The organism is Pseudomonas sp. ZL2, from assembly GCF_054788455.1.
In genome coordinates, this window is the sequence record NZ_JBGOGX010000023.1 from 57818 (window position 1) to 73540 (window position 15723).

The 15723-nt window shown below is 64.8% G+C and carries 15 protein-coding genes and 1 pseudogene; 4 read left to right on the top strand and 12 right to left on the bottom strand.

Features of this window, described 5'->3' with window-relative positions:
- Positions 1-2 precede the first annotated feature (2 nt).
- The 5 genes from zapE to ABM562_RS16840 all read right to left on the bottom strand — a co-directional run bounded on the left by zapE (position 3) and on the right by ABM562_RS16840 (position 4993).
- Positions 3-1121 (bottom strand): cell division protein ZapE, encoded by a 1119-nt coding sequence (gene zapE, locus ABM562_RS16820; protein ID WP_134063380.1) that lies wholly within the window; start codon positions 1119-1121, stop codon positions 3-5.
- 186 nt (positions 1122-1307) lie between these two features.
- Entirely contained in the window at positions 1308-2456 is a 1149-nt protein-coding gene (locus tag ABM562_RS16825) for a PQQ-dependent sugar dehydrogenase (protein ID WP_115087821.1), read from the bottom strand.
- Between the two features lie 30 nt (positions 2457-2486).
- Positions 2487-2807, bottom strand: coding sequence for a hypothetical protein (locus ABM562_RS16830; RefSeq protein ID WP_134063382.1), 321 nt, complete (start codon positions 2805-2807; stop codon positions 2487-2489).
- A 125-nt stretch (positions 2808-2932) separates the two neighbouring features.
- A complete protein-coding gene (gene speB / locus ABM562_RS16835; protein WP_460422674.1) occupies positions 2933-3892 on the bottom strand; it encodes an agmatinase in 960 nt (319 codons plus the stop codon).
- Positions 3893-3913: 21 nt separating this feature from the next.
- Positions 3914-4993, bottom strand: a complete 1080-nt coding sequence (locus ABM562_RS16840) for an extracellular solute-binding protein (protein ID WP_460422676.1) — start codon at positions 4991-4993, stop codon at positions 3914-3916.
- A gap of 100 nt (positions 4994-5093) precedes the next feature.
- Here ABM562_RS16840 and ABM562_RS16845 point away from each other — a divergent pair, with 100 nt between their 5' ends.
- Positions 5094-5984, top strand: a complete 891-nt coding sequence (locus ABM562_RS16845; RefSeq protein WP_460422678.1) for a LysR family transcriptional regulator — start codon at positions 5094-5096, stop codon at positions 5982-5984.
- Between the two features lies 1 nt (position 5985).
- Here the strand turns inward: ABM562_RS16845 and ABM562_RS16850 are convergent, their stop codons facing one another.
- The 3 genes and pseudogenes from ABM562_RS16850 to ABM562_RS16860 all read right to left on the bottom strand — a co-directional run.
- Entirely contained in the window at positions 5986-8421 is a 2436-nt protein-coding gene (locus ABM562_RS16850; protein ID WP_460422680.1) for a TonB-dependent receptor, read from the bottom strand.
- A 199-nt stretch (positions 8422-8620) separates the two neighbouring features.
- Positions 8621-9499 (bottom strand): FecR family protein, encoded by an 879-nt coding sequence (locus tag ABM562_RS16855; protein ID WP_233674777.1) that lies wholly within the window; start codon positions 9497-9499, stop codon positions 8621-8623.
- Positions 9500-9506: 7 nt separating this feature from the next.
- Positions 9507-10010, bottom strand: a pseudogene (locus ABM562_RS16860) (RNA polymerase sigma factor); the annotation flags it as partial.
- Between the two features lie 135 nt (positions 10011-10145).
- On the opposite strand from ABM562_RS16860, the gene ABM562_RS16865 reads away from it, so the two are divergent.
- Complete coding sequence (locus tag ABM562_RS16865; RefSeq protein ID WP_460422682.1) at positions 10146-10691, top strand: LEA/WHy family protein; 546 nt, start codon at positions 10146-10148, stop codon at positions 10689-10691.
- On the opposite strand, the gene ABM562_RS16870 is transcribed toward ABM562_RS16865, so the two are convergent.
- Entirely contained in the window at positions 10613-11542 is a 930-nt protein-coding gene (locus ABM562_RS16870; RefSeq protein ID WP_115087829.1) for a carbon-nitrogen hydrolase family protein, read from the bottom strand. The two genes, ABM562_RS16865 and ABM562_RS16870, sit on opposite strands and share 79 nt — an antisense overlap.
- 87 nt (positions 11543-11629) lie before the next feature.
- On the opposite strand from ABM562_RS16870, the gene ABM562_RS16875 reads away from it, so the two are divergent.
- On the top strand, positions 11630-12538 hold the full coding sequence (locus ABM562_RS16875; protein WP_460422684.1) for a LysR family transcriptional regulator: 909 nt from the start codon (positions 11630-11632) through the stop codon (positions 12536-12538).
- A 3-nt stretch (positions 12539-12541) separates the two neighbouring features.
- On the opposite strand, the gene ABM562_RS16880 is transcribed toward ABM562_RS16875, so the two are convergent.
- Positions 12542-12796, bottom strand: coding sequence for a hypothetical protein (locus tag ABM562_RS16880; RefSeq protein WP_010226580.1), 255 nt, complete (start codon positions 12794-12796; stop codon positions 12542-12544).
- Positions 12797-12926: 130 nt separating this feature from the next.
- Between ABM562_RS16880 and ABM562_RS16885 the strand changes: the two genes are divergently transcribed.
- Entirely contained in the window at positions 12927-13247 is a 321-nt protein-coding gene (locus ABM562_RS16885; RefSeq protein ID WP_460422686.1) for an ElaB/YgaM/YqjD family protein, read from the top strand.
- A gap of 39 nt (positions 13248-13286) precedes the next feature.
- Here ABM562_RS16885 and ABM562_RS16890 read toward each other — a convergent pair whose 3' ends face one another.
- Positions 13287-13901 (bottom strand): response regulator transcription factor, encoded by a 615-nt coding sequence (locus tag ABM562_RS16890; protein ID WP_115087832.1) that lies wholly within the window; start codon positions 13899-13901, stop codon positions 13287-13289.
- Position 13902: 1 nt separating this feature from the next.
- Positions 13903-15708 carry a PAS domain-containing sensor histidine kinase gene (locus tag ABM562_RS16895; protein ID WP_115087833.1) on the bottom strand — a complete coding sequence of 602 codons (1806 nt, stop codon included), beginning with the start codon at positions 15706-15708 and terminating at the stop codon, positions 13903-13905.
- Positions 15709-15723 lie beyond the last annotated feature (15 nt).

Consider the following 15723-nt stretch of genomic DNA (forward strand, 5'->3'; position numbering starts at 1 on the left):
CCTCAGCAAAAGCGTTGCAGTTGCATCTCCCGCAAACGGCTGAGCGTACGCCGGAACGGGAACTCCAGATACCCTTGAGTGTAGAGTGCTTCCAGCGCCACCTCGGCTTCCAGGTACAAGGCGATTCGACGGTCGTAGCATTCATCGACCAGGGCGATGAAGCGCCGCACGCTGTCGTCATGTACTGATAGCTGCGGCAGTTCGCGGTCCCCGGCCACCACCCGCTGGGCGCCATCCTCGGTGCCGCGGGCAATCTTCGCCGGGCGCTGGCGGGCGCCGAGGGCCGGCACCTCGCCCAGCAGGATGGCCTGGAAACTGTCGCACAAGGCCATGAAATCCATGGCGGCAAAGGGTTGCTCACAGAGGTCGGCGTAGCGACACCAGAGCACGCTGTCGCAGCGTTGCACCACGTTCAAGCTGCGCGAGCCGATCTGCAGCGGCTGGCCAGCGCTCGCTTGATCACCACGTAACTGGGCGAAGACCTGCTCAAGGGCACTGGGCCGGCCGTTGTCGCGTACCCAGTAGCGTTGCTGCGCCGCGCCCGGATGCAGGCGATGGTCCTGCTCCCCTGCTACAGCGACCACCTGCATATGCTGCTCGATGGCGGCAATCGCCGGCAGGAAGCGCTCACGGTTGAAACCGTCGCTGTAGAGCTGCTCGGGCGGCTGGTTGGAAGTGGCAACGATCACCACCCCGGCCTCGAACAGCACCTGGAACAGGCCACCGAGAATGATCGCATCGCCGATGTCGTTGACGAACAGCTCGTCAAAACACAGCACGCGGATTTCTTTGGCCAGGGACAAGGCCAGCGCCTGCAAGGGCTCGGCCGTGCCGTTGAGCTGGAACAGACGTTGATGCACCCAGCGCATGAAGTGGTGAAAGTGCTGGCGCCGGGCCGGTACCTGCAGGCAGGCGTGGAACTGATCCATGAGCCAGGTCTTGCCGCGTCCGACCGGGCCCCAGAGGTAGACACCCGTTGGGGTTTCGCCGCGTTGCAGGGCCTCGAAGCAGGTTTGCAGGGCCGTGGCGGCCTGCAACTGGGCCGGGTCGCTGACAAACCCCTGGCTGGCAATGGCCTGCCGGTAGAGGGTCAGGGGGGACTGTTCGGTGAAGCAGGACATGCGCGGCGTCCGTCGCAAAAGCAGGCATTCTGCGGCTGCAGCGCAGTATGGGGCAAGCCCGCATTCTGTGGGAGCTGGCTTGCCAGCGATGGGGCCAGTACAGCCTGCACATCAGAAGGCGCCTGGATTACGACCGCTGCGCGCTCGATCGCAGGCAAGCCAGCTCCCACAGGGCTCGGTGCAACTCTAAAGATCCAGCCCGACTTTGAGCAGCGCCCCATCACGCTCATCGGTCAGCAGGTACAGATACCCGTCCGGCCCTACCCGCACATCGCGAATCCGCGCCTTGAGCTCGCCGAGTAAACGCTCTTCATGCACCACTTTGTCGCCGTTGAGTTCCAGGCGAATCAGCTCCTGCGCCGCCAGCGCGCCGATGAACAGGCTGTGCTCCCACGGCTTGAAGCGTGGGTTGTCGTAAAACGCCATGCCGCTGATGGCCGGGGATTTTTCCCAGACATGGTGCGGGTCGACCATGCCATCGACATGCTCGCCCCTGGCTTCGGGAATCGGCATCAGCGAATAGTTGATGCCATGGGTGGCAATCGGCCAACCAAAGTTCTTACCGGGCTTGGGGATGTTGATCTCATCACCGCCACGGGGCCCGTGCTCGTTGGTCCACAACTCGCCGGTCCAGGGGTTGAGCGCCGCGCCCTGCTGGTTGCGGTGGCCGAACGACCAGATTTCCGGGCGCACGTTATCGCGACCGACAAAAGGGTTGTCCTTGGGCACCGTGCCGTCCGGGAGGATGCGCACCAGCTTGCCCTGCAGCTTGTCCAGGTCCTGCGAAGTCGGCCGCTGGTTGTTCTCGCCAAGGGCGATGAACAGGTAGCCGTCGCGGTCGAACACCAGGCGCGAGCCAAAATGGTTGCCGCTGGAGAGCTTGGGTTGCTGGCGGAAAATCACGTTGAAGTCTTCAAGCTTGGCACTGTCTGCTGACAAGCGCCCGCGGCCCACCGCTGTGCCGGCCGTGCCGCCTTCCCCGCCGCCTTCGGCATAGGACAAGTAGACCATGCGGTCCTGCTTGAAAGTCGGCGACAGCACCACATCGAGCAGGCCGCCCTGGCCCTGGGCCCACACCTCAGGGACGCCGCCCAGTGGTGCCCCGACCTTGCCTTCGGGGCTGACGATGCGCAGGTTGCCAGCCCGCTCGGTCACCAGGATGCCCTGACCGTCCGGCAAGAATGCCAGGGCCCAGGGGTTGCGCAAGCCCTCGGCGAGGGTGCTGACCTTGACGCTGCCCTCCTCGCTCTTGAAATCGCGCTCGGGCGCGGCGTGGGCCAGCAGCGGCAGCAACGCCGCGGTCATCAGGGTGGGTAGCCAGGTGCGTGGGGACATCAGCGATTCCTTCCAGGGAGGGCCTGTTACTCAGGGCGCGGGCGCAGGTGCGCGCGGCGGGCGGGTGGGTTCCAGGCGCGGGGTGGTCTGTTCGCGGCGGATGTTTTCACCATTGCCGATACCGCGGTTTTCAAGGGTCGGCGGGCGCGGATTGGGCTGGGTCGAAGGGCCGCGCACAGGCGGCGTGGCCGGCACGCTGCCCTGTCGGCTGTTGGGGTTGGCGCGCATGATCGGGCTGTTGTAGGGGTTGTTGTTGCTGGCCGCCAGCTGCAACGGCGCGGCAACGGGCGCAGCCTGCAGCGGCGAGCTCAAGAGCAGGGCCATTGCCAGGCCCGACAGGGATCGGTTCACGGTATTCACCTCCGGCACCACGCGGCGCCGAAAACCAGCGCGCCCAAGCGTTGGATAGCCTAAGGCGCGACAGGTTCGCCGGGAAACCTCGAATTCCCCCGGAGGTGATTCATTTTGTTACCGGATCAGCTATCGACCTTATGCCGGGCGGCATACAGGCAGAGCATCTCCATGGCCAGGGTCGCGCCGGCCAGGGCAGTAATATCGGCATGGTCGTAGGCCGGCGCGACTTCCACCAGGTCCATGCCCACCAGGTTGATACCGCGCAGCCCGCCGAGGATTTCCAGCGCCTGCACCGTGGTCAGCCCACCACACACCGGGGTGCCGGTGCCTGGGGCGTACGCAGGGTCCAGGCAGTCGATGTCGAAGGTCAGGTACACCGGCTGGTCGCCGACCCGTTGCCGAATCGCCTCGATGATCGCCTGGGTACCGCGGCGATGCACCTGGCGGGCGTCGAGCACGGCAAAGCCCTGGGTATCGTCATTGGTGGTACGCAGGCCGATCTGCACCGAGCGCGCCGGGTCCACCAGGCCTTCACGGGCGGCATGCCAGAACATGGTGCCGTGATCGACGCGCTGGCCCTCCTCGTCCGGCCAGGTGTCACTGTGGGCGTCGAAGTGAATCAGCGCCAGCGGTCCGTGTTTACGTGCGTGGGCCTTGAGCAGCGGGTAGCTGATGAAGTGGTCGCCGCCCAGGGTGAGCATGGCGCAGCCGGCTTCGAGAATCTGCTCGGCATGGGCCTGGATGCGCTCGGGCACGGTATGCGGGCTGCCGTAGTCGAAGTTGCAATCGCCGTAGTCGATCACTGCCAGGTGCTCGAAGGGGTCGAACTCCCACGGCCAGTGCCGGGCCCAGGCCTGCTGCACCGACGCCGCGCGAATCGCCCGCGGCCCGAAACGCGCACCGGGGCGGTTGCTGGTGGCGGTGTCGAACGGCACTCCGCTGACCACCACATCGACACCGCGCAGGTCGCGGCTGTAGCGGCGGCGCGAGAAGCTGGTGATGCCGGCAAAGGTATTTTCGGCGATGGTGCCGTAGAGGCTGTCGCGGGTGATGGCCTGGTCGTTGTCGGGGGCGAGGTCCATGGTCGGGCTCCTGGTCTGTTGTTATTGGCGGCTACGGAAGGTGGTCCAAAGGCGAGTGCGCTGGCGCATGTCGGCCAGGCTCATGCTGCGGTCGGCAAACAGCCGCGCGCGCACTTCGGCCGAAGGGTAGATGTCCGGGTCGCTGCGTACCGCCTCGTCCACCAGGGGCGTGGCGGCCTGGTTGGCATTGGCGAAGAACAGCGTGTTGGTCAACGGCGCCACCGAGTCGGGGCGCAACATGAAGGCAATGAAGGCGCGGGCGGCGTCCGGGTGCGGCGCGTCCTTGGGCATGACCAGGTTGTCCTGCCAGATCAGCGTGCCTTCGCGGGGAATGCGATAGATCACCTGGTACGGCTTGCCGGCCTTTTGCGCCTGGTCGGCGGCCATGGCCGCGTCACCGTTGTAAGTCAGGGCCAGGCACACACTGCCGTTGGCCAGGTCGTTGATCTGCCGGCCGTTGGCGACATAGCGGATGGAGGGTTGCAGTTGCTTGAGCAGCGCCTGGGCGGCCGCCAGGTCGTTTTTGTCGCGGCTGTAGGGATCCTTGCCCAGGTAATTCAAGGCTACGCCAATCACCTCCTGGGGCGAGTCGGACATGGCAATCCCGCAATCCTTGAGCTTGCTGGCGTACTCGGGCTTGAACAACAGGTCGAGGCTGTCCAGCGGTGCATCGCCCAGCCGCTGGCGCACCGCCTCAAGGTTCATGCCCAGGCCCAGGGTGCCCCAGGTGTAGGGCACGGCGTACTGATTGCCGGGGTCGACCTCGGCCAGCTTGGCCAGCAGGTCTTTGTCTAGATTGCCGTAGCCGGGCATGGCCTGGGCCTGCAGCGGTTGCAAGGCACCGGCAGCCAGGGCGCGGGCCAGCAGGCTGGCGGACGGCACCACGACGTCATAGCCACTGCCACCGGTGAGCAACTTGGTTTCCAGGACTTCAGTGGTGTCGAAGGTGTCGTAGCGCACCTTGTAACCGGTTTCCTGCTCGAAACGCTGCAAGGTTTCGGGGGCGACATAGTCGGCCCAACTGTACAGATTGAGGACTTTTTCCTCGGCCTGCACCGGCAAGGCCAGGACCAGGGACAACAACCACAGGGATGTACGCATGTCGGGCACCTTTGTCAGTGGATGCCGCCAGCATGCCTGCCGGGTTACATTACTAAAATGGCAAGTCAATTAACCTGACATTCATCGGGAGCAATGTTTGATGTTGGGACAACTGCACGACCTCGACCTGCATCTGCTGCGGCTGTTCGTCACTGTAGTCGAGGCCGGTGGCTTCAGCGCCGCCCAGGGCGTGCTGGGCCTGAGCCAGCCAAGCATCAGCCAGCAGATGGCGCGCCTGGAAACCCGTCTGGGTTATCGCTTGTGCAGCCGCGGCAAGGGCGGCTTTCGCCTGACCGCCAAGGGTGAAGTGCTGCTCAAGGCCACTCGCGAACTGCTGGTGCAGATCGAGGCGTTTCGCCATCAGGCCAATGGCGTCGCCGGGCGTTTGCTCGGCGAGGTGCGCCTCGGCATTTCCGAAGCCCAGGAAAGCACCGTGACCTTGCGCCTGGCGCGGGCCATCGAGCGCTTTCGCCAGCGTGACGAGTCGGTGCGCCTGGAACTGGTCAGCGCCATGCCGGCAGACCTTGAGCGTCAACTGTTGCAGCAACGCCTGGACCTGGCCATCGGCTATTTTTCCGGCAAACAGGCGGCGTTCGATTACACGCCGTTATTCGAAGAAAACCAGCGCCTGTATTGCGCCAGCCATCATCCGCTGGCCGGCCAGCCGGACGTTAGCCTGGAGGCGTTGCAGCAGGCCGACCAGGTCGAACACCCCTACCGTTTCCAGAGCCGCCAGGAGCCCTTTGACGGCACCAGTGGCGCAGCCCGTTCAGAGCAGGTGGACGGTGCCCTGACCTTCATCCTCTCCGGCCAGCACATCGGCTACCTGCCCTGCCACTACGCCGAGCCTTGGGTTGAGCGCGGCCTGTTGCAGGGCCTGGACCCGGCGCTGGATTTCACCGTGCCGTTCGTGCTGGTGCGCCATCGCGCCCAGGTGCCCAGCGACGCCCAGCAGGCCTTCGCAGCCGACCTGCTGGCAGCCTTCGCCTGACTCAGTAGGCCAGCGACCAGGTCAGAGTGTAGGTGCGGCCACGGCCCTGGTAGTCGTAGAGGTAGGCCGGGCCGTAGGTCGGTGAATAGAACAGCGTCGCGCGCTGGCCCCAGACGGTGCTGTACTGTTTGTCGAGCAGGTTCTGGATGCCGGCACTGAAGGTCCCGAAGCCGGTGTCCTGGCTGCCCAGCAAGTCGAAGGTGGTGTAGCCGCTGATCGTGTGATCGGCATCGTCCTTGAGGGTGAAGGCGTGGTTGGCCTGCAGGCGTGCACTACGGCCATCGCCCTTCCAGCCGACGAAGGCAGTGGACTTGGACAGCGACGCATAACGGGCATCGCGCTTGATCCAGTCGCCGTCCTTGTCTTCCTCTTCCGAGCGCACCAGGTGCAGGGTGCTGCCGGCCTCCCAGCCGCTTTCGAAGTGGCGGGTCAGCGCGCCTTCAAAGCCGAAGTCGCGGCTCTTCTGTTCTTCGACGTTGATGGTCAGGGTGGCCATGTCAGTGGTGATGATCTTGTCCGACCAGATGTAGTACACCGCCGCCTGGGCGTCCCAGTCCAGGTCGGCATAGCGCCAGCCCAGTTCCACCTGGCGGCTCTTGATCCCGGCCAGCGGGTTGTCTTCGACACTCAGGCCCGGCTTGCCGTAGTACTTGGCCGGGTCCGGCAGGTCGAAACCTTCGCCGTAGTTGCTCCAGACCTGGTGGCCGTTCTTGAAGTCGTAGATGGCGCCAAGGTTGAACAGGTTGACCTGGTAGTCGTTGTTGCCGCCGGGCACGCTCTTGAAAGCGCCGACATCGACGTCCATCTGCTGGCGCCGGGCGCCGCCGGAAACCGTCAGGTTATCGGTCGCCTTCCAGTCCAGCTGGGCGTAGGCCGAAATGCCATCGACCCGGTAGCTGGGGTAGCGCGCCGCCTTGCTGGCTTCATCCAGGTCCAGGCCGCCGCTTTCGGATGAAGTCAGGGCATCGAAGGTGGTCTGGTCGGCATTGAAGCGCTCGCGGTCCAGGTCCACGCCGTAGGTCAGCTTGAGGCTGTCCCACTGCTTGGCGAACAGCGCCTTGAGGCTGCTGACCTCGAAGTTCTGCTGCGAAGCGGCAAAGTACACGCCCTTGGAGCCCGCCGGTTTGCCGGTGTTGTAGTACGGGAACGGATAGAAGTTGTCGTCTTCCTTGCGGTACGAGGCCTGCAGGTAGAAGTCCTGGCCGAGCACATCGCTGTGGTGGTAGTTGGCATTGAGCAGCAGGCGCTTGGTGCGCGGCTCTAGGTCGGTGGAATAGCCACCACGCAGCTCGGCATCTTCCAGGTCCGATGGGCCGTTGTAGTTGAGGTTGGGAAAGTAGATACCGGTGCTGCCGTGGTTACCCGAGTCGTAGTACTGGGCCAGCAGGTCGAGGCTCTGCTCGTCGTTGAATTTCAGGCCCAGGCTGCCGAGCACGTCGATGGTGCGGTTGTACTGCAGGTCGGTCTGGGTGTTGTCGATGAAGATCTGGTCGCCGGCACCGTCGTAGAAGGCTTCGTTCTGCTCGGCGGACACGCCCAGGCGCGCGTTGACGCGCTCGTTGCCGCCGCTGATCGACTGGGCGATGCGGGTCGACAGGTCGTCGCTGTTGTTGAATCCGCTGCTGGCGCCCAGCTGGGTTTCAAAGCGCGCCGGCCCCGCCTCGCCCTTCTTGGTGACGATGTTGATGATCCCGCCGGTGGCGCCGCCGCCATAGATGGCGCTGGCGCCGGAGAGCACTTCGACGCGCTCGACGTTGAACGGCGAAATGCTGTCGAACTGGCGCGACAGCCCGCGTGAGCTGTTCTGGCTGACGCCGTCGATCATCACCAGCACGTTGCGCCCGCGCATGTTCTGGCCGTAGTTGGTGCGCCCTTCCGGCGCCAGGTCCAGGCCCGGTACCAGTTTGCCGATGGCCTCCTTGAGGCTGACGCCGCTGTCGATCTGCTCGCGCAATTGCTGTTGGTCGACCACCCAGACGGTGCCGGGGATTTCGCTGATCGAGGTGCTGGTACGCGAGGCCACGCTGACTTCGATGGGCTTGAGGCTGACACTTTGCGCCGCCGCGCTCTTGCGCAGGATCACCGTGTTCTGCTCGCTGAACTGCCAGCTCATGCCGCTGCCGGCCAGCAGGCTTTGCAGGGCCTGGGCGATGCTGTAGCGGCCATTGAGCGCCGGGCTTTGCCGGCCGGCCACGTCCTGGCTGGTAAACAGCAGGTGCAGGCCCGCCTGGTCGGCGAAGGCGGTCAGGGCCTGGTCGAGGCTCTGCGCTGGCAGGTCCAGGGATACTTCACGTTCCTGCTGGGTGCTGGCGGCATTTACCGCATCGGCAGCGTGCACTTGTAGCGTGCCGAGCAATGCGGCAACGGCAGTGGAGGCCAGCAGGGCGTGTTTGAAATAACCGGTGGAACGGGCGATTGGCTTGAGCGGACCCTTCACTGTTGTCTTCCAGGCAAATGGTTGTAAATGAGAATGGATTGCTGATCAGTCTCACTACGACGATTGGGCGGGGAAGAACTTGCAGTGGGAATTTGAAAATATTTTTTGCGCAGTTACGACCCTATCGCTGGCAAGCCAGCTCCCACAGGTACGGTGCATGCAATACCTGTGGGAGCTGGCTTGCCAGCGATGAGACCCGTCAGTACACCACCGCCAGCCAGGGCAGGTAGGTAACCTTCAATGCATAGCGCTGCTCAAGGGTGCGCAACAGCCCCTCAGGGTCGTTCAGGTCAAACACCCCGCTGACCTGCAGCGCCGCCAGTTGCTGGTCAGACAGCACGATACGCCCGTGCTGATAGCGCTCAAGCTCGGCCAGTACTTCACGCAGCGGCTTGCCGTTGAAGATCAGCTTGCCGCGCTGCCAGGCGGTTTGCGCCCGGGCATCGGGCGATGTTTCCAGCAATTGCCCGCCGACCCGCGCCTGGCCCTGGGCAACCACCACGCGATTGCGTGCACCGTCACGGCGCACACTGAATACCGCGGCGCTGCCCTGCACGGGCTCAGCCCCGGCATCGACCACGAACGGCCGCGGGTCGGCGGCCGGCTCGAACAAGGCCTCGCCGGCCTTGAGGACAACGCGGCGCTCGCCACGGCTGAAATCCACCGACAAGGCGCTGCCACTGTTGAGGGTGACCTGCGAGCCATCGGCCAGGGTGATGCGTTGCTGCTGGCCAACCCCGGTGTGGTAGTCGGCAAGCAAGGCTGGTGCCTGCTGCACACTGCCATATCCGACCAGCGCCAGCACCAGCGAAGCGGCAATTTTCGAGCCCCAGCGCCGCCGACGTGGCGCCGTCGCTACGACTTCAGCCGCCGCGCGGGTCTGCCCGAGGTCCGCCCACAACGCCTCGGCTTCGCTCGCGGCCTCGGCGTGAGCCGGGCTCAGCGCGCACCAGCGCTGGTAGCGTTGTTGGTCGCTGGCGCTGGCGTTGCCCGAATGCAGCAGTACCTGCCAGTCGAGGGCATCATCGGACAAATCGCTGATCGGCTGCGGCGCGGGCATGGCAAGGGCATCAGTCATGGTTGTGTTTGAGCCAGTCGCGACAATGGCGCAGGGCCTGGCCGATGTATTTTGCCACCATGCTCTCGGAAACGCCCAGCCGTTGTGCAATCTGCGCCTGGGTCAGGCCTTCGACGCGGTTGAGCAGCAACGCCTGACGGGCATTGGCCGACAATTGCAGCAAGGCTTCATCGAGCAGCTCCAGGCGTTCACTGGCCAGCAACGCCGCTTCCGGCGCTGGCGCCGGGCACGGCACCTGGCGCGCCGCTTCGCTGTCGTCGAGGTTGGCACTCATGCGTTGCTCGCGGCGCAGGGTATCGATCGCCAGGTTGCCGGCCACGCGAAAGATGAAGCTGCGCGCATGCAGCACCGGCAGCTCCTGCTGCTCGATCTTCACCAGCTTCAGGTAGGTTTCCTGGGCGACGTCGGCGGCCCGCTGCCGGTCGCTCATGCGCCGGGTCAGGAACTGCAGCAGGTCATCGTAATGTTCCTGGAAGCTTGAAAGCAGTCCGGACACGGGAGACGTCAACATGAAGGATTCGATGGGCCAGTGGGAGGAATTAGCGGGCGTTAATGAGAACAAGTATCTTTCATAACGCACAGCACTTTCAACGCCGCTGTGCATTTGCCACACTCGGAGTTGTTCTCCTGCGTTGGAGCTGTGCCTGTGACCCGATTCCTACGCCTTTGCCTGGCCCTGCTGTTGATCGGCGGCCTGAACGCCTGCGCCCTGTTCCAGTCCCGCGACCCGGTGAACATCAGCGTGATCGGTATCGATCCCCTGCCCGGCCAGGACCTGGAGCTGCGCATGGCGGTGAAGATCCGCGTGCAGAACCCCAATGAAACCGCGATCGACTACAACGGCATCGCCCTCAACCTTGAGGTCAACGGCCAGCCGCTGGCAGCTGGCGTGAGTGATCAAAGCGGCAGCATCGGCCGCTTCAGCGAAGGCGTGCTGGTGGTGCCGGTGAGCATCACCGCGTTCTCGGTGCTGCGCCAGGCTGTGGGCCTGAGCCAGGTGCGCAGCCTCGACGGTCTGCCCTACACGGTGCGCGGCAAGCTGGCCGGCGGCGCCTTCGGCACCCGGCGCTTCAGCGACAGCGGCCGGCTCAACCTGCCACAACCGGCCAGCGCTCAGCCCTGGTTGATGAAGCGCACGCCGGGCTTGCTGCGCTCATCCACGCTCAGCTCGAAGATGTCCGGCCGCGCATAATGGCCGACCACGTCGAAGTCATAGCGGGCGCGCACCAGCTCTGCGGTGTCGATCTGGGCACACAGCAGACCGCGCTCACCGACCAATGGCCCGGCCAGCACTTCACCCAGCGGCCCGACGATCACGCTGCCCCCGGCAATCAGCTGGCGCTCGCCCGGCCAGTCGGCGACCTCGATGCCCAGCGCGTTGGGCGAGTCCTGCACCTGGCAGGCACTGATCACGAAGCAACGGCCTTCGGCGGCGATATGGCGCATGCTCATCTGCCACAGCTCACGCTCGTCCACCGTCGGTGCACACCAGAGCTCCACGCCCTTGGCGTACATCGCTGTGCGCAGCAGCGGCATGTAGTTTTCCCAGCACACCGCAGCGCCGATACGCCCGGCACGGCCTTCGATCACCGGCAAGGTCGAGCCGTCGCCACGGCCCCAGATCAGCCGCTCGGTACCGGTGGGCATCAGCTTGCGGTGCACCGCCACCAGGCCCTGCTCGGGCTCGAAGAACAGCACGCTGCAATACAGGGTATGGCCGCTACGCTCGATCACCCCGAGCACCAGGCTGGCGCCGGTACGCGCCGACAACCCAGCGAGGGCCTCGGTCTCGCTGCCGGGTACGTCGATGGCATTGGCGAAGTAGCGGGCGAAGGCTTCGCGGCCTTCGGGCAGGCGGTAGCCCAGGCGCGTACCGAAGGTCTCGCCCTTGGGATAACCGCCCAGCAGCGCTTCGGGCATCACCACCAGGCTGGCGCCCGCGTTACTGATGGCCTGCTCGTACGCAAGGATCTGCTCCAGGGTATGGGCTTTGCCTTCAGGCGATGAACCGATCTGCAAGGCGGCGACGACGGACTTGGTCATTAGCGGGTGCTCCGGGTGGGCGATGGGTATTGCAGATTGTCGGCGCCGGACCAATCATGAATAAAGCCCACTTCGTTTCTGAATGATATGAATCCTGCAAATATCACCGACATCGACCTCAACCTGCTCAAGGTCTTCGAAGCCCTGCACGACGAAGTCAGCGCCAGCCGCGCTGCCGTACGCCTGGGCCTGACCCAATCGGCAGTCAGCGCTGCCTTGCGGCGTTTGCGCGAGGTCTATGGCGACCCGCTGTTCATGCGCACCGGGCGTGGCCTGGCAGCAACCCTGCGGGCCAACCAGCTCAAGCCGCTGATCAGCGAAGCGTTGAACAAATGCCGGCAAAGCCTGGCCCTGCTCGATCCGCAAGCCGAACAGTTCGAAGGCCGGGCAGTGACCCTGGGCCTCTCCGATGATTTCGAGATTGCCTACGGCCGGGCCTTGATCGAGCAGGTGCAACGGCTGGCGCCGGGCCTGCGGCTGATCTTTCGCCAGACTCACAGCCAGATCGTCGCCCGCGCTTTACTTGATCGCAGCCTTGATCTGGCGCTGGCCTCAGGCGGGTTTTCCGCCCGCCTGCTCAGCCGCCGGGTGCTCGATGAAGGGGATTATCTGTGCCTGCTCGACCCGCACAGCATGGCGCCCGGGCAAAGCGCATTAAGCCTGGATGAGTTCGTGGCGCGGGAGCAGATTCTGGTGTCATCAGGGGGGTTTATCGGCATCGTCGACGAGGCACTGGCCGAACTGGGCTTGAGTCGCCGGGTGGCGGCGTCGACCAGCCATTTTGCTGCCCTGGCTTACTTGCTCAAGGGCAGCGAGCGCCTGGCCACCCTGCCCGGCCATGCCGCCCGGACCATTGCCGAAACCGCCGGCCTGGTGGTGCTGCCGTGCCCGCTGGCCTTGCCGCAATATCCGGTGGAACTGGGCTGGCGCACCGGCGGGCAACCGGACCCGGCGCTGGAGAAAGTCCGTGAAGCGGTACTGGCGGTGTTCGCCTGAGGCTTACTTGGCCGCTGCCATCAGCTTGTTGACTTCACTGCGGACCATGTTGGCGTATTCGGGCGGCGACATGCCGTCCAGTTCGGCCCGGACCCATTCGGCCCACTTGCCCTTGCGCCGTGGTTTTTCGGCGATCAGCCGGGCGGCGTCGGCCTTGGCCTTGCCCAGGTTGGTCTGCCAGAGCTCGAACAGTCGTGCTTTCTCGTCCTCGATCTGCGCCCGTTCGGCGAAGCTCTTGTTGGCCAGATTGAAACTCATGAGGGGTGTCCTGCCGCTGGAAAATAGGCGCTATCTTACACTGTAGCCGCCGGGGCCCGGCAAACCGCTGCAACTTTCCGCGCCCGGCGGCATCCACTGTTCAATGCCATCAACTGACGAGGAAGCGCCCATGGCCAGGAAAACCACCGTGCAAAGCGATGCCGAGCAAATCAAGGATCAGGCTTTCAGTGAACTGCAGGCGTTGATCGAAGAGTCGGAAAAACTACTGAACGACAGTGCCGCACTGGTTGGCGAAGAAGCCGAAACCCTGCGCGCCCAGATCGGACTGAAATTGAAGCAGGCCCGTGATGCGGTCACCAGCATGCGCAGCAAGGCGCAGCCAGTGGTGGATGCCACCCAGGACTACATCGGTGGCCATCCGTGGCAGACGGTGGCGATTTCCGCGGGGTTCGGCCTGGTGGTCGGTTTGTTGCTGGGGCGCAGACCTTAATACCCATCGCGGGGCGAGCCGACTTGCCCCGCGATCCAGTCAACGCAAATTCAACGGCTGTACCAGCCCGCAGGCAATCGCCATCCCCACCAGCGCCGGCAAGTGATCGGCCTGCATGCGCTTCATCACCCGCGAGCGATACAGGTCGACCGTCTTGATGCTGACCTCCAGCTGCTCGGCAATTTCCCGATTGGTATAGCCCTGCACCAGCGGCAGGAACACATCACGTTCGCGGGGCGTGAGGCTGTCGACACGCGCCTGCACCGCTTCCAGCGGCCCGGCATGGCGCACTTGCCCGAGCGCGTCCTGAACGCTATCGAGCAGTAACTGATCGTTGTAGGGTTTTTCGATGAAATCGCAGGCCCCGGCCTTGAAGGCCCGCACCACGATCGGCACATCGGCGTGGCCACTGACAAAGATCACCGGTAAATCGATCCCCCGCGCACGCAACGCGTCCTGCACGCTCAAGCCGCCCATCCCCGGCATGCGCACATCCAGCAGCACACAGGCCGGCACATGGCCGTCGCAGGCGTCAAGAAACGCCTGGCCACTGGTGAACGGCAGCGCCTGCAAGCCCACCGACTCGAGCAACCACACGGTCGAATCGAGCATGCCCTGATCATCATCGACCACATACACCCGCGGTTCCTGCATATCACTCCCCACTGTTTGCCACCGGCGCCAGCCGACAGCACAAGATCAATCCGCCCGCCTCGCCAGGCTGTGCCTGCAAGGTGCCGCCAAAGCCTTCGACGATACTGCGGCTCATGCTCAGGCCCAAACCCAGGCCGTCCGGCTTGCTGGTGTTGAACGGGGTGAAGATGCCATCCAGGCGCTCGGCCGCCACCCCCGGCCCCTGATCGCTGACCCGGATCGTTAGCCAGCCCGCCGCAAGCTCGGCGCTGAGCAGGATACGCGAGGCCTGACCGTCGTGCTGGTCACGGTTGGCGTCGATGGCATTGCGCAACAGGTTAAGCAGCACCTGTTCGAGCAGCACCCGGTCGGCATACACCGGTGGCAACCCCTCGTCCACACGCTGCTCGATGCTCACCTGATCGCGGCTGGCCTCCCAGTCGCACAGGCGTACCGCTTCAGCCACGACATCGGCAATCGCCAAGGCCTGCAGGCGTCGCGGTTCCTTGCGCAAAAAGGCGCGCAAGCGCTTGATCACTTCAGCGGCATGGGTCGCCTGTTCATTGATGCGCTGCAAGCCTTGGGCGACGCGTTGCGCGGCCTGCGGATCGCGCTCCACGGCTTGCAGGTAACGCTGGCTGGCACTGGCATAGTTGACCACCGCCGCCAGCGGCTGGTTGATTTCATGAGCAATCCCCGAGGCCAGCTCGCCCAGGGTAATCAGCCGGGCGCTGTGGGCCAGTTCGTCCTGATGGCGGCGTTGCTGGCTTTCGCGCAGTTCACGCTCGGTCATGTCGCGGGCCACCAGCGAGTAGTAGCGCTCACCACCGGTAGCGCGATGGGCCAGCAACACCAGCGATACCGGAAACGCCGCGCCGCCCTGGTGCGGGATCAGCCGCGCCTCGGCCTGCCACACGCCGTGCTGCTCGGCACGCTGCCAGCCTTCGCTGTGCAAGCGCTGCTGCAGCTGCGGGTCGAGCAAGGCGTGCAACCCGGGCAGCGGCTCTACCCCCTGCAACCCCAGGGTCCGCCGCGCCGAGCGGTTGAGGTAGCTGAGCCGGCCGTCGCGGTCGCTGAACAGCACCAGGTCGGTGTTGGCTTCGACCACCTCGGCCAGGCGCCGGCGGTTTTCCTGGGCTTCGATACGGACACTGATGTCCCGCGAGACGCTGACAATCTCCACCACGGCACCGGTATAGGTTTCGCGGATGGCGCGGCTGGCGATCTCGAACCACAGGTAACGCCCGTCACGGTGCCGCACCCGGCAGGTCATGGTCTGGTAGCCGTCCTGCTCCAGCGCCTGGGATGCCTGCAACAACGATTGCTGGCGATCCTGGGGATGGAACAACGACTGCACTTGCACTCCGCGCAGTTCTTCCGGCCAGTAGCCCAGCAGGCGGAACGCGGCGGGCGAGGCATCGATAAAACTGCCGTCAGGCGTGTGCCGGGAAATCAGGTCGGTGGTGTTCTCGGTGATCAGCCGGTACAGGCGCCGGGCCTGGCTGGCGTCACGTTCACCCTGGCGCTCCAGGGTGGCATCACGACAACGCGCCAGCACCTGCTGGGCGGCGTCATCGGGGATGAAGGTCCAGAGCAGGATCTGCCCGGCCACCGGCGCCTCGACCTCATTGATCGCCCGCCCTTGCTCCAGGCAGGCGCGCACCAGTGCCCGGTAGTTGCTCGGCAGCCAGTGCTCGACGTCACGCTGCGGCCAGGGCCCGAGCAGCGCCTGCAAGGCCGGGTTGCTGGCCAGTACGCTGGCTGAAGCATCCAGCAACAGGCTCGGTTGCGGATCCTTGGCCAGCAGCAAGGTGAAAGAAGTATCCAAAGCGGCGCCTCAGGG